The organism is Micromonospora sp. CNZ285, assembly GCF_004637285.1.
Genome location: NZ_SPQD01000001.1, coordinates 6,411,718 through 6,424,930 on the forward strand (window position 1 = coordinate 6,411,718; position 13,213 = coordinate 6,424,930).

The window sequence follows — 13,213 nt, forward strand, 5'->3', positions numbered from 1 at the left end:
GGATCAGCCCTCGATGTTGTGCATGACGTGCTTGACCCGGGTGTAGTCCTCCAGGCTGTAGACCGACAGGTCCTTGCCGTGGCCGGAGTGCTTGAAGCCGCCGTGCGGCATCTCCGAGACGAACGGGATGTGCGTGTTCACCCAGACGCAGCCGAAGTCCAGCCGCCGCGTCATCCGCATGGCCCGGCCGTGGTCGCGCGTCCACACCGAGGCGGACAGGCCGTAGTCCACGCCGTTGGCCCAGCGCACCGCCTCGTCCTCGTCGGAGAAGCGCTGCACGGTGATGACCGGCCCGAACACCTCGTCCTGGATGATCTCGTCGGTCTGGCGGACGCCGGAGACCACTGTCGGGGCGTAGAAGAAGCCGCGCTCGCCGACCCGGGCGCCGCCGGTGGTGACGTTCGCGTGGTCCGGCAGCCGGTCCACGAAGCCGCTCACCCGGGCGAGCTGGTTGGCGTTGTTCAGCGGGCCGTAGAGCACGTCGGCGTCGTCCGGCGCGCCGGTGCGGGTGTTGCGGGCCTGCTCGGTCAGCGCGGCCACGAAGTCCTCGTGGATGCCCGGACCGGTGAGCACGCGGGTCGCCGCCGTGCAGTCCTGACCGGCGTTGAAGTAGCCGCCCATCGCGATCGCCTCGGCCGCCGCCGCCACGTCCGCGTCGTCGAAGATCACCACCGGGGCCTTGCCGCCCAGCTCCAGGTGCGTCCGCTTCAGGTCCGGCGCCGCCGCGGCGGCGACCTCCATGCCCGCGCGGGTCGAGCCGGTGATCGACACGAGCTGCGGGGTCGGGTGGGAGACCAGCGTACGGCCGGTGTCGCGGTCGCCGCAGACCACGTTGAACACGCCGGGGGGCAGGTGCTCGGCGGCGATCTCGGCCAGCAGCAGCGTGGACACCGGCGTGGTGTCCGACGGCTTCAGCACCACCGCGTTACCCGCCGCCAGCGCCGGGGCGATCTTCCAGACCGCCATCATCAGCGGGTAGTTCCAGGGCGTCACCTGGGCGCAGACGCCGATCGGCTCGCGCCGCACGTACGAGGTGTGCCCGGCCATGTACTCACCTGCCGAGCGCCCCTCCAGCAGGCGGGCCGCCCCGGCGAAGAAGCGCAGCTCGTCCACCGCCGGCGGCAGCTCCTCGTCGGCGGTGAGCTGCCGGGGCTTGCCGGTGTTGCGGACCTCCGCGTCGACCAGCTCGGCGGCCCGCGACTCCACCGCGTCGGCGAACTTCAGCAGCGCCCGCTGCCGCTCGGCCGGCGTGGTGTCCCGCCAGGTCTCGAACGCGGCGGCGGCGGCCTTCATGGCCGCGTCCACGTCCGCCGCGCCGGAGACCGGGGCCTGCGCGAAGACCTCGCCGGTGCACGGGTCGATCAGGTCGGCGTAGCCGCCGTCCACCGGGTCGACGTACTCGCCGTTGACGAAGTTGCGCAGCTGCTGCTGGTCGCTCATCAGAAGTCTCCGAGAAGGTGGCCGGGGGGAGGGTCAGCGGAGGTTATCGCAATCTGACTGCCATCTTGGCTACTAAATCCGAGGCAGACAAGGGTTTGAGCAACTGTTTCCGCGTGGGCGCTTGTGGTCTAGGCTGCCGGTCGTGGAGCCGAGAGCCTTCTACGTCGCCGGTCGCCCCGCCCACGGCGAGGACGAGCTGACAGTCACCCACCCGTACGACGGGCAGCCGGTGGGGCGTACCACGCTCGCCACGGCCGACCAGGTCGAAGCCGCAGTCGCGGGCGCCGCCCGGGTGGCGGCGGAGGCCGCGGCCCTGCCCGCGCACGCCCGCGCGGCGGCCCTGGACCACGTCTCCCGCCGGCTCGCCGAGCGGGCCGACGAGGTCGCCGCGCTGATCACCGCCGAGAACGGCAAGCCGGTCAAATGGGCGAAGGCCGAGGTGGGACGCGCGGTCTCCACGTTCCGCTGGGCCGCCGAGGAGGCCCGCCGCTTCTCCGGCGAACTGCAACGGCTCGACACCGACCCCGCCGCCACCGGGCGGATCGCCCTGGTCCGGCGCGTGCCGCGCGGGCCGGTGCTCGGCATCACGCCGTTCAACTTCCCGCTCAACCTGGTCGCCCACAAGGTCGCCCCGGCGCTCGCCGTCGGCACCCCGATCGTGGTCAAGCCCGCCCCGGCGACACCACTCACCGCGCTGCTGCTCGGCGAGATCCTGGCCGAGACCGACCTGCCCGAGGGCGTGTTCTCGGTGCTGCCGCTGCCGAACGAGCGCGCCGCCGACCTGGTCACCGACCCGCGGCTGCCGGTGGTGTCGTTCACCGGCTCCGGACCGGTCAGCGCGGCCATCCGCCGGGCCGCGCCGGACAAGCACGTGACGCTGGAACTCGGCGGCAACGCCGCGGCGGTCATCTGCGAGGACTGGGCCGCGGACGAGGACCTGACCTTCGCCGCGCACCGCATCGCCACGTTCTCCAACTACCAGGCCGGGCAGTCGTGCATCGCCGTGCAGCGGGTCTACGTGCACGAATGGCTCTACGACGGCTTCCTGCCCCGGCTCGTCGCGGCGGTACAGGCGCTGCGCACCGGCGACCCGCGATCCGAGCTGACCGACGTCGGCCCGCTGGTGTCGGTCGAGGCGGCGCAGCGCGTCGAGACCTGGGTGGACGAGGCGGTCGCCGCCGGCGCCGTCATCGAGACCGGCGGGCGGCGCGACGGCGCCACCTACCCGCCCACTGTGCTCAGCGGCGTACCGGCCGACGCGAAGGTGTGCGCCGAAGAGGTGTTCGGACCGGTGCTGGTGGTCGCCCCGGTCGTCAACGACCGGGCCGCGTTCGCCGCCGTCAACGACTCCGCGTACGGCCTCCAGGCCGGCGTCTTCACCCACCGGCTCGACGTGGCCTTCGACGCCGCCCGCACGCTGGAGGTCGGCGGCGTGATCGTCGGGGACGTGCCGTCGTACCGGGCCGACCAGATGCCGTACGGCGGCATGAAGGGCTCCGGAGTCGGGCGGGAAGGGCTGCGCAGCGCGATGGACGACTACACCGAGCCGCGGGTCACGGTGCTGACCGGCGTGGCCCTCTGATCACTCGTACTCGGCTCACCAGGTGCCGTCGTCGCGGACCCGGGCGGGGGCGCGGCCGAGCAGCAGGGTGGTGAGGGCGGCGTCGATGTCGGCGCCGAGGAACCACTCGCCGGCCTGGTCGAGGGCGAAGACGCGGCCGTGCTCGTCGACCGCGAGGATGCTCTCCTGACGCTCGCTGCCGAGCGGGAAGAGACGGGCGCCCAGGACGGCGGCGAAGTCGGCGAGGGAGTCGGCGGTGTGGGCGGCCCGCAGCGGATTCGTGGTGAACCGGCTGATCCAGACCTGCTCGCCGGGCCCGCGCCGTCGGCTCAGGACGGCCGGGAACGCGGTGAGCGCCGCCTCGGCGGCGGGGAACGCCTCGTGCCGGTGATGCTGTCCCGCGACCGCCTTCGTCTCGGTCATCGCACCCATCGCGAGTGCCTCGTTGAACATGCTGATCTGCCAGCCGCCGTCCATGAGGGCGTGGGCGACCTCGTCGGGAAACCGCCCGGGTTGAATGACCTCGCGCGGCTCCGGGCGCCATTCCTCCACGAAGGCGAGGTCGGACCACGGCAGTACCGCGAACCGCACCAAAAACCGGACGCACGAGTCGCAGGGAAGATCCGCTTGTCCGCCCTGGGGGTCGCCGGGCTCACGACTGCGATGGACCTCGATTCGGCTGCTGCCGAGCAGGTCGCGCGCGTCCTCGATGGACAGCGGCGGCAGACCCTCGGCGGCTCGGCGGTGGTCGTGCTCGTAGAGCGCGTCCGAGACGACGATCATCTCGGCGTGCCGCTCCCCGCCGCGTACCAGATGCCCCGCGGGTAGCTCGTCCAGATAGGACTGCACCAGCGGATGGTGGCGTACCTCGATCTCACCCTTCGCGCCCTGCGCGACGTGCTGCCGGCCGTCGACAGTGAGGTGCGCCGCCGCGCCGGGCGTGGGCAGGCGGGTCAGCTCACGCAGCAGCTGGGCGGCCGGATCGACGGTACGCGGCGGGCGCGGTTCGGCCGGACGCCGCTGCCGGTACATCCGCTCGACCGCCGCGGCCGGCACCCGTGGCCACGTGGACACCTCGCCGGTCTCCTTGTCGATGACAGTGGTCGGCAGGTCGCCGGGGAGCGCCCGGGCCTCGGTGGACACGATGGAACTCACCACGTAGCCCAGGTCGAACTCCTCGACCTCCGGCGTGCAGGGAAAACCGAGGCGGTCGGAGTCCCGCCGGGCCCACACCGAGGCGATCTGCTCGGCCTGCTGTCGCTCGATCACCACCTGAAATTACCGGACCCCACGGATTTCGTGGCACCCGGTATGGTCGGCCCTACCCACGGTGACGGAAGGGGAGCGACGGTGGCCGAGAGTGCGGACCGGGATGCGAACCGTGCACTGCGCGCGCGATTCGACGAGGTGTACGGCCAATACCAGCGCTTGCGGTCCGGTCTGGACGAACTCCAGACCAAGCTGGCCGACCTGCGGGTCACCGAACGCTCCGACGACGGTCAGGTGACCGCGATCGTCGGCGCGCGAGGCGAGCTGATCAGCGTCGAGGTGAGCCCGGCGGCGTTCCACGACCGGGACGCCCGGGCGTTGAGCCGGAAGATCACCGAAACCGTGCTGCGCGCCTCCACCGCGGCGACCACCGCCACCCGCGAGCTGGTCGCCGGCTACCTGCCGCCGGGCTCTCCGTCGGTCGAGTTCCTGCGTACCCATGACTTCGGCGCGCTGCTTGGCCGGGCCGACTCCGTGCTGGCCCGCGGCGAGTGAGAGGTGGCCGGGGGAGAGATCTGGCTGGACCCGGACCGGGCCCGCCGCGGCGGCGCTGACCTGGCGCTGTCGGGGCGGGCGGTGAGCGCGGCCCGGCGGGAGACGGGCGAGCCGATCGCCGCCGCGAGCGCCCAGCGGCCCTGGGGCCGCGACGACATCGGCGCCGCGTTCGACAAGCACTACCAGGGCTACGCCGAGACGCTGCTGCGTGCGTGGGAGCTTCTCGGCCGGTCGCTGGAGGTGCTCGGGTCGGACGTCGTCCGCTCGGTCACGGCCACCGTGGAGACGGACCTGAGCAACGCCCGTGACCTCGGGACGATCCCGCAGCAAGGGCACAACCCCCATCGGCCCCGGCGCTGACCACCGGAGGACCCGCGCGTGAGCATGCTGCCCAGCCCGATCCCGCACCCGCTCGACTTCTGCCCATGGGACCTGCCCGGCTGGATCTACGAGGCGCTCGACTGGGTGGTCGGCGTCGAATGGCCGGAGGGCGACGAGCGCGCCGTCTGGGACCTGGCCGACCAGTGGTACGGCGTGGCAGGCGTCCTGACCCGTCCGCGCGACGACGCGATCACCGCCGCTGGCGAGGTCAAGAGCGGGTACGGGGGAGTCGGCCTGGTCGCCGGCGCGTTCAACACCGCGTGGCACAAGCTCGCCGAGGGTGAGGACGCGCCGCTGCACGTCCTGGTCGCGGCCACCGACGAGCTGGCGCGTCTGGTCGACTCCTGCGGCTGCGACATCGAGGGCGCGAAGCTAGAAGCCTGGATCGAGCTGGGCATCCTGGTCGTCGAGTTGCTGTCCCTGGCGGTCGCCACAGTGCTCACCCTGGGCGCCGCCTCACCGGCGGCGGCCGCCGCGATCACCGCCACGCGGGTCGTGGTGCAGCAGATCTTCAAGCGGCTGGTGGCCCAGCTCGCCCGCAAGGCGGTCAAGCAGGGCCTCAAGGAGGCGGGCGAACGGGCCGCGAAGGAGGCAGCCAAGTCCGGTGCCCGCAAGCTGGCCCGGCGGGCCGCGATCGGCGGCCTACTGGAGGCCGGTCAGGAAGCGGGCACCAGCCTCGGCACGCAGGCGTACCAGAACTCCACCGGCAGGCGGGACGGCCTCGACCTGACCGACGTCAGCACGTCGGCTCTCGGTGGATTCGCCGGCGGCGCTGTCGCGCCGCTGGCCGGGCTGGGCCGGCACGCCAACGGGCGGTTCGCGGAGATCGGCGAGCGGTTCGGGCGGGAGATGGGCGGGGAGACGCTCGCCGAGACCGCGGCGGGTCTGGCGACCGGCCAGGGGCCGTCCCTGGAGGATCTGGCGCGCGCGGCTGCCTCCGGCGCCACCGGCTCCGCCACCAACCAGGCGGACTCGGCACTGCAACGCCGCCTCGACGGGCAGCTGAGCGGGTTGACGGTGTCCCCGGTCGGCCTGGACGTGCCGGTCGCCGCCGATCCCGTCGGGCTGATCCCGGCCCAGCGGGTCGCCGAGCCGATCGTCCAGGGCGGCGACACGATCGCCGACGCCGTTCCCGTGACACCCGCACACGTCACGCCCCACGCCGCCGGTCCGCACCCGCTCGCCGTGGACCTGCCCCGCCCGGCGCCGGATCCCACGACGACGCCGCCGCTCGGCGATGTCGTCCCGCACGACGTGGCACGTCCGACGGTCACCACGAGCCCCACGTTGTCCTCGATGATCACGGAAGCGCCCGTCGCCACGCCCCCGTCGACCGCGCCCGGAGTCCACAGCGGCGCGGGTCCGGTGGCGACGCCGGTCGACCACCCCACGCCGTCCTCGACCAACCCGATTCAGGCGGCAGCCGCACCGGCGACACTCCCTGCACCGCCCGCCGACCACCCGCAGATCGCGGCGCCACCAACGGCGGACCGCGCCGCCCCCGTCAGCAACGGAGGTCAGGCGGGACCGCCTCCGGTCTCACCGGTCAGCCCGCAGACGGGGCCGCAGCCGGGAGCGCCGGCCGTCGGGCCCGAGCCCCGGCCGGGGCCGAACCCCCGTTTTCCGCTGCTGGAGGCATTGGCTCCGCATCGCCCTCCTACCGACGCCCCGGGGCCCCACCCGGGCCCGCCCCATGTCCAGGCGTGGTCCCGTGAGACCGCTGAGCAGCGCGCCGCGCGGCTGAAGGCCGATCGGGAGGGTCTGGACCGGCGGCGCTACCAGGGCTATCTGCAGTCCCAGCGTGCCTTGCACGAGGAGAACAGACGGGAGGCGCAGATCAGGGAGCTGCGTGATCTCGCCGAACAGCATTACGAGGCGGCGCGTTGGCTCCTCATGCAGGCCCACGAACTGCGCCAAGCCGGGCGGCACGAGCTCGCCGACAGGCACGTGTGGGAGGGCCGGCGGCGAGAACGCCTGCACTACCGAGCCGTCGACGAGGTGGAGGCGGTCCGTGCCGGCCAGCGTCTGCCGCGCGAGGTGATGGTCGAGGACGACCTCGACTTCTACCGCATCAACGACGACGTGGCGGACCTGGCCGTCGGCGCGGTGGAGACGGCCGACCACTCCGCGCTCACCGGTCACCGGCACCCCGAGCCGATCGACAGGTCCCGGCCCTACGGCCGCCGGGGAGGACTCCGGCCCCCGCTGGCGCTGCACCAGACCGACCTCGAACGGCAGATGCCCCGCAACCCCGACGGCAGCGTGACCCGTACCGCCGATCCCCGGCGCGGCAGATGGTTCCGCCTCGCGAACGACGGAGGCCCGGCGGCCGACGCCACCCGGGGGATCAACTGCCTCGACTGCACGCTGTCGCTGTTCGAGACCTGGGTCCACGGACGCCCGCGCGTCGCGGCGCCGCGTACGTTCGACGGCTACCTGAACGGCGACGTGAACCGGCCGGTGGGCGGGGAGGCGGACGGGCCGCTTCGCGTCGAGCAGACGACGGGCGGCCGGTTCCAGAACCTCTGCCCGCCGGACCGGCCCGGTGTCACCGGCCGGCAGCGGCAGCTGTTGGTGGACGGCGGTTACCGGGACCTGTACGCGCAGCTCGCGTCGGGCGGTCACGGCAGTTACGCGTTCCTCATCACCAGCTTCGAGGGCGGCGGATCGCACGCGTGGGTGGCGTTGAACCAGAACGGCACGATCCTCTTCCTCGACCCGCAGACGGGTGACGTGGCGGACCGGCCGATCTACCACCACAGCGGCCGTCCGGCCCGCGGCAACGTGGTCGGCGTCGACGCTCTGGTGCTCGGCCCCGACGGCCGCCCGATGCCGCTCGCCGGCCGCCCACCCGGCACCTACAACGTCCTGCCTGAGCCGCTGCCCCGTCCGGCGCCGCCACGGCCGCCGGCCCCGCCGCCGATCGCCGACGGACCCGTCCCGGACTTCAACCACGTCCATCTGCTCGGCGAGTCCACGACCATCCACCGCCGCGCCGACGGACCGATGCCGGGCAGCGCGCCGCCCGTCGAGCCGGAACCCGACCGGGTACGCGAGGACCACCGGCAGGCACACGCCGACCGGATCGCCGCCGGGCTCTACGTACGCGACGCGCTGGCGGAGAGAGGGAACCTCGACGCCGCCTTCGCCGCCGGGGTGACACCTGTCGAGTTGGCGCAGCACGCCGATGCGCCGACGTTGCGGCGGCTCGTACCGGGGCTGGACGAGAGTGGTGCGGCCGACCTCACCCGGTTGTTCGCCGACCCGCGTGTGCAGCGGATGCTCGACCAGAGCTGGGAGGCGCCGCCGCGACGCGAGGAGTTGCTGGCCGAGACGCTGGTGCGGCAGCTCGCGGAGCGGCCCGACCTGGTCCGGATGATCCTGACGACGCCGGAACTCGCCAACTCGCTCACCGCCCGGCCGCTGACCCTGCATCACCTGGCCAGCCACCAACAGGCCATCGACGTACTCGGCGAGGTCATCGACGACATCGCGGTCCGTGGGGTCGATGCGGTCATATCGCATGAACCATTGACGCCTCAACCGACGCCCATCACTCACGAGCAGCGTCGACTCGTCGATTCGGTCGCATCCCGCCGTCAGTCGAGACTGCAACCTGGGTTTGATGAAAGGCGACGTCATGATGAGGTCTACCGCCTTGCATACGTTGACCGGCTGTATGCGGATGCGGTGGTTGCCCAGCAGGAGCTGAACAGGCTCGCCATCAAGCTGGCTGCACACGGTGGCACACCGGGCTGGCGGACCGAGCCCAAGAGCCGAGAGCGTGTCCTCGACAAGCTGGAAGGTGAGTACGAGAATGACGCGTCCCAGCTCAAGGACTTAGCCGGCGCCAAAGTGCAGTTCGACAGCGTCGATGCGGTTTACCAGGCACTCGGCCGTCTAGCAGCCGACCCGGAGGTCGTGATTCTGCACATCAAGGATCGTTTCCTCAATCCCCAGGCGAGCGGTTATCGGGACCTACTGCTGAACCTCCGGATGTCGAACGGCCATGTGGGAGAGCTTCGGCTGCACCTGGTGTCGCTCGATGACATCGCAGAGTGGGAGCATTCGTTGTACGAGGTTCGGCGCGACCTCAGCGCGGTGGCAGAGATCGAGGGCAGGCCGTTGACACAGGGGGAACGTGCGATTCGGGACGGACTCCTCTGGCGAGTGCAGAACGCTTACTGGAGCAAGGTGCAAGAGAGTCTTGGGGAGGAGCCACCGCGGTGAGTCAGGTAGAGGGCTTGCGGCTGCCGAAGTTCTTCGATTACTTCGACTCCCCCCTTAAGCTCGTAGCCACGGCCGATGGCGGCGTCGCAGGCTGGAGGCTCTCCAAGGACACAGGGGGCTGGCGTGAGGCCAACAATCTCATCGACAAAGTGCTCTTCACCGGCGGTGACGAGATCAGTGAGATCTCGCGGGATGAATTCGTACAACTCACTGAGCATGAGCGAGGTCGCTATCTGAGTGGCGACGGGCCGATCTTCGCGCTCTACGAAACCGTCCGGGCGATCGAGGACACGCTCCAGCAGGAACGCCGGTACCCGACGCCGCAGGAGCAGGCGCTGATCAAGGGGATCCGGCGGCGGACCTTCGTGATGTTCGAGGAGCAGCTCCAGCAGGCCGGTGACCCCGCCGCCGACCCCACCATCGCGTCCACCGCCTCCTGAAAAGCGGCCCGGAAACGCCATGTCCTCCACCGACGGCCCACCCGTGCCCTACGTGCCGCCCGCCGACGTGGCGGAGGCGCGACGCGTACAGGAGGAGTTGCGGTCCCGGGTGGACCTGGTCGGGCCCGGTCCTGCCGCGCCCGCGACGGTGGCCGGCCTGGACGTGGCGTACGCGCAGGACGGTGACCTGCTCGCGGCGGCCGTCACGGTCCTCGACGCGGCCACCCTCGACGTGGTGGACGAGGCGGTGTGCGTGGGGCGGCCCGCCTTCCCGTACGTGCCGGGGCTGTTCGCGTTCCGTGAGATGCCGGCGTTGCTCGCCGCGCTGGACCGGCTCACCGTCCGTCCCGAGCTGCTGGTCTGCGACGGGCACGGGCTGGCGCACCCGCGCCGGTTCGGGCTGGCCTGTCACCTGGGCCTGGTGACCGGGCTGCCGACGATCGGGGTGGGCAAGACGCCGCTGGCCGGCTCGTGGACGGGTCCCGGTCCCGCGCGCGGCGACAGTGCCGACCTGTGCGACGAGGGCGAGGTGGTCGGGCGGGTACTGCGGACTCAGGACGGTGTCCGGCCGGTCTTCGTGAGCGTGGGACACCGGATGGGGTTGGACGACGCGGTGGAGCGGGTACTGGCTCTGACGCCCCGGTACCGGCTGCCAGAGACCACCCGTACGGCCGACCGGCTGTGCCGGCGGGCGCTCGCCGATGCAGGCGCGTCGGGCGGTGACCTGGGCGGGCGGTGATCGCGTGGCGCTGCACACATGTGGCGTGCTCGATGCGCGGGTGCCCGGAGGGACCGGTAGTAACCTGACCGGCGGATCCGGTCCGGACGCAACGGTGAGGTGGAGATGTCGGCAGGGCGGCACGCGGCGCGGTGGGCCATGGTCGGCGCGCTGCTGGGTGGCCTGATCGCCGTCCCGGCGTCACCGGCGTCGGCCCGGGACGACCGGGTGGGACTGCGCTCGGCGAAGAGCTTCACCGCCGGTGGTCCGCCCGGGACGGTGGCGGTCGAGGTGCGCAAGCGGACGGACGGCTGCGTGCAGTTGCGGACCGCTGTCGGGCTCCGGCTGGAGGGCCTGCGGGCCGACCAGGTCCGGGTGCAGGTGGCGTCCGGCGGCCGATGGGTGCCGGTGCAGGTCTCCGGGGACGGCGGCGCCGTCGCCACCGCCGCGGTGGCCCCGGTCGACCGGCCGCTGTGCAAGGGCAAGGGCGTCACCGTGCGTTACCGGGTGTCCTTCCTGGCCGGGGCCGTCGGCGGCCGGCTGGAGCTGGCCGGTGAGGCGAGCGCCGCGAACGGCGACGTGCTCGGCCGGGCCGGCGGGTCGGCCCGGCTGGTGGGCGCGCCGACGCCGAGCCCCACCCCGTCCCGTAAGCCCTCGCCGACGCCAAGCGCGAGCGAGACCACGGCGGCCGAGGCGACCGACACGTCGCCGGTCGCCGCCGCCGTCGCCCCGGCCACCGCCGCGGCCGACGACTCGTCGTTCGGAGGTTCCATGATCATGTGGTTCGGTATCGGGCTGGTGCTCGTCGGCGCCGCCCTCATCGTCCTGCTGCTGCGCCGCAACCGCGCCGACCGCAGCGGCGGCGGCGCGGACGCCGGCCTCCCGCCGGTCCCGCTGCCGCGCAGCACCACCACCTACCGCTCCGGCGCGCCCGGGCCGGCCCCCACGGTGTACGGGGGCGCGACGCCGCCCCGCCCGGCCGGCAACGTGTACGGCGCGCCCGCGTCCGCCCCGACGCCACCGGCCCCGCCCGCGGGGGACGCGACGAGCGTCTTGCCCCGCTTGCCGGACTGAGCCGGAACCCGACCCGCTCCCGGGGTTACCGTGACGGTGGGTGGTCATGCCGTGACCCGGCAGCCGCCACCTGCCCGACCGGAGGACGGAACACCGGGGGGCCGAACGGGGCCCGGTGCCGGGGCCGCTCGGCCGATAAGATCGCGTGCGCCGATCGGCACCGCCGACCGGTGAGACCGCATACGTGGAAGGAGCCGCGCCGTGGCCCTGGACCCGCAGTTGCTCGACATCCTCGCCTGCCCGGACACGCACCACGCCCCGCTCGACTACGACGCGCAGGCGCAGACGCTCACCTGCACCGAGTGCGGTCGCATCTTCGAGGTCCGGGACGACGTCCCGGTGCTCCTGCTGGACGAGGCGCGCGGTGGACCTGCCGCCGACGACGCGCGGGGCGGGTCGTCGCGGTGATGGAGGGTACGGCCGGGGTCAGCGGCCACCGGCACGCGGACGAGGCCCTGCTGGACGACGCGGCGCAGCTCTCCGAGCGGGATCCGGGCGGCATGCTCCGGTTCACCGCGTCCGCCGGCGCGCAGGTGCGCGAGTCGGCGGCGCTGGCCGCCGAGGCGAACCTGACAGTGCTCGCCGACGACGGACGACCCCGCGCGGTGGTCATCGCCGGCATCGGCACCGCCGGGCGTACCGGTGACGTGCTGGCCACCGTCGCCGGGCCGCGCTGCCCGGTGCCGGTCATCCCGCACCGCAGCGCCGGCGTGCCGGGCTGGGTGGGCGCGGCGGACGTGGTCATCGCGGTGAGCGCGTCCGGTCGCAGCCCGGAGGCGCTGGGCGCGGCCGAGGCGGCGCACCGGCGCGGCGCCCGGCTGGTCGCCGTCGGCGCGCCCGACTCGCAGCTCCAGTCCGTGGCGGAGCGGGCCCGGGCGCCGTTCATCCCGGTGCCCCGGCGCGCGCCGGCCCGGGCCAGCCTCTGGGCGCTCACCGTGCCGGTTCTGCTGGCCGCCCGTACCCTCGGGCTCGTGAAGGTCAACGAGGCGGATCTGGCCGAGACGGCGGCCCGGCTGGACGCCGACGCCGATCGATGCCGGCCGACCGCCGAGTCCTTCGTCAACCCGGCGAAGTCGCTGGCGCTGGGCCTGTCCGGTTCGATCCCGATCGTGTGGGGTTCGTCCCCGCTGGCCACCGTGGCCGCCCGGCGGTTCGGTGACACGCTGTCCGCGAACGCCCGCTACCCGGTGGTCGCCGGTGCGCTGGGCGAGGCGGGCCGGGGTCGCGTCGGCCTGCTCGACGGGGTGTTCGGCGGCCTGGCCGAGGGCGAGCGGGACATCTTCGCCGACCCGGGCGACGACGAGCCCGACGGCACCCGGCTGCGGCTGGTGCTGCTGCGCGACGGCGGGCTCAACGCCGACGACGACACCGACGAGCCGCTGGCGGTCGAGGAGCGCCGCGCGGACGCGGTGCAGACGCTCGCCGAGCGGCGCGGGGTGCGCTGCGACGTGGTGACCGCCGAGGGCGGCTCCGCGCTGGAGCGGCTCGCGTCGCTGGTGGCGGTCCCCGACTTCGCCTCGATCTACCTGGCCCTGGCACACGGGCTGGACCCGATGGCGGTACCGGCCATCACGGAGATGAAGGAGCTGTCTAACCAGTGAGCAC

Annotated in this window: 11 protein-coding genes; 9 read left to right on the top strand and 2 right to left on the bottom strand. The window is 73.1% G+C overall.

Annotated features, from left to right (window positions below):
• Positions 1-3 precede the first annotated feature (3 nt).
• Positions 4-1,440 carry a gamma-aminobutyraldehyde dehydrogenase gene (locus CLT75_RS29730; protein ID WP_135243433.1) on the bottom strand — a complete coding sequence of 479 codons (1,437 nt, stop codon included), beginning with the start codon at positions 1,438-1,440 and terminating at the stop codon, positions 4-6.
• Positions 1,441-1,582: 142 nt separating this feature from the next.
• On the opposite strand from CLT75_RS29730, the gene CLT75_RS29735 reads away from it, so the two are divergent.
• The gene (locus tag CLT75_RS29735; protein WP_135243434.1) at positions 1,583-3,022 is read left to right on the top strand and encodes an aldehyde dehydrogenase family protein; all 1,440 of its coding nucleotides are present in this window, start codon (positions 1,583-1,585) and stop codon (positions 3,020-3,022) included.
• A gap of 15 nt (positions 3,023-3,037) precedes the next feature.
• On the opposite strand, the gene CLT75_RS29740 is transcribed toward CLT75_RS29735, so the two are convergent.
• Entirely contained in the window at positions 3,038-4,273 is a 1,236-nt protein-coding gene (locus CLT75_RS29740; RefSeq protein WP_135243435.1) for an SUKH-3 domain-containing protein, read from the bottom strand.
• 78 nt (positions 4,274-4,351) lie between these two features.
• On the opposite strand from CLT75_RS29740, the gene CLT75_RS29745 reads away from it, so the two are divergent.
• From CLT75_RS29745 to CLT75_RS29780, 8 genes are all read left to right on the top strand, one after another.
• Positions 4,352-4,765 (top strand): YbaB/EbfC family nucleoid-associated protein, encoded by a 414-nt coding sequence (locus CLT75_RS29745; RefSeq protein WP_135243436.1) that lies wholly within the window; start codon positions 4,352-4,354, stop codon positions 4,763-4,765.
• Between the two features lie 3 nt (positions 4,766-4,768).
• Positions 4,769-5,125: a hypothetical protein gene (locus CLT75_RS29750; protein ID WP_135243437.1), complete on the top strand. Its 357-nt coding sequence runs from the start codon at positions 4,769-4,771 to the stop codon at positions 5,123-5,125.
• Positions 5,126-5,149: 24 nt separating this feature from the next.
• On the top strand, positions 5,150-9,376 hold the full coding sequence (locus tag CLT75_RS29755; RefSeq protein ID WP_486485378.1) for a toxin glutamine deamidase domain-containing protein: 4,227 nt from the start codon (positions 5,150-5,152) through the stop codon (positions 9,374-9,376).
• Entirely contained in the window at positions 9,373-9,816 is a 444-nt protein-coding gene (locus CLT75_RS29760) for a hypothetical protein (protein ID WP_135243439.1), read from the top strand. The genes CLT75_RS29755 and CLT75_RS29760 overlap by 4 nt, the downstream gene beginning before the upstream one ends.
• A 19-nt stretch (positions 9,817-9,835) precedes the next feature.
• A complete protein-coding gene (gene nfi, locus CLT75_RS29765; protein ID WP_135243440.1) occupies positions 9,836-10,555 on the top strand; it encodes a deoxyribonuclease V in 720 nt (239 codons plus the stop codon).
• 105 nt (positions 10,556-10,660) lie between these two features.
• Positions 10,661-11,608, top strand: a complete 948-nt coding sequence (locus CLT75_RS29770) for a hypothetical protein (RefSeq protein WP_135243441.1) — start codon at positions 10,661-10,663, stop codon at positions 11,606-11,608.
• A 201-nt stretch (positions 11,609-11,809) separates the two neighbouring features.
• On the top strand, positions 11,810-12,016 hold the full coding sequence (locus CLT75_RS29775; protein WP_013284195.1) for a Trm112 family protein: 207 nt from the start codon (positions 11,810-11,812) through the stop codon (positions 12,014-12,016).
• On the top strand, positions 12,013-13,209 hold the full coding sequence (locus CLT75_RS29780) for an SIS domain-containing protein (RefSeq protein WP_135243442.1): 1,197 nt from the start codon (positions 12,013-12,015) through the stop codon (positions 13,207-13,209). The genes CLT75_RS29775 and CLT75_RS29780 overlap by 4 nt, the downstream gene beginning before the upstream one ends.
• Positions 13,210-13,213: the final 4 nt, after the last annotated feature.

What these genes read in the sequence shown, in the direction of transcription:
- CLT75_RS29730 (WP_135243433.1), bottom strand. Translation starts at nt 1,440, where the DNA reads ATGAGCGACCAGCAGCAGCTGCGCAACTTCGTCAACGGCGAGTACGTC.
- CLT75_RS29755 (WP_486485378.1), top strand. Translation starts at nt 5,150, where the DNA reads ATGCTGCCCAGCCCGATCCCGCACCCGCTCGACTTCTGCCCATGGGAC.
- nfi (WP_135243440.1), top strand. Translation starts at nt 9,836, where the DNA reads ATGTCCTCCACCGACGGCCCACCCGTGCCCTACGTGCCGCCCGCCGAC.
- CLT75_RS29770 (WP_135243441.1), top strand. Translation starts at nt 10,661, where the DNA reads ATGTCGGCAGGGCGGCACGCGGCGCGGTGGGCCATGGTCGGCGCGCTG.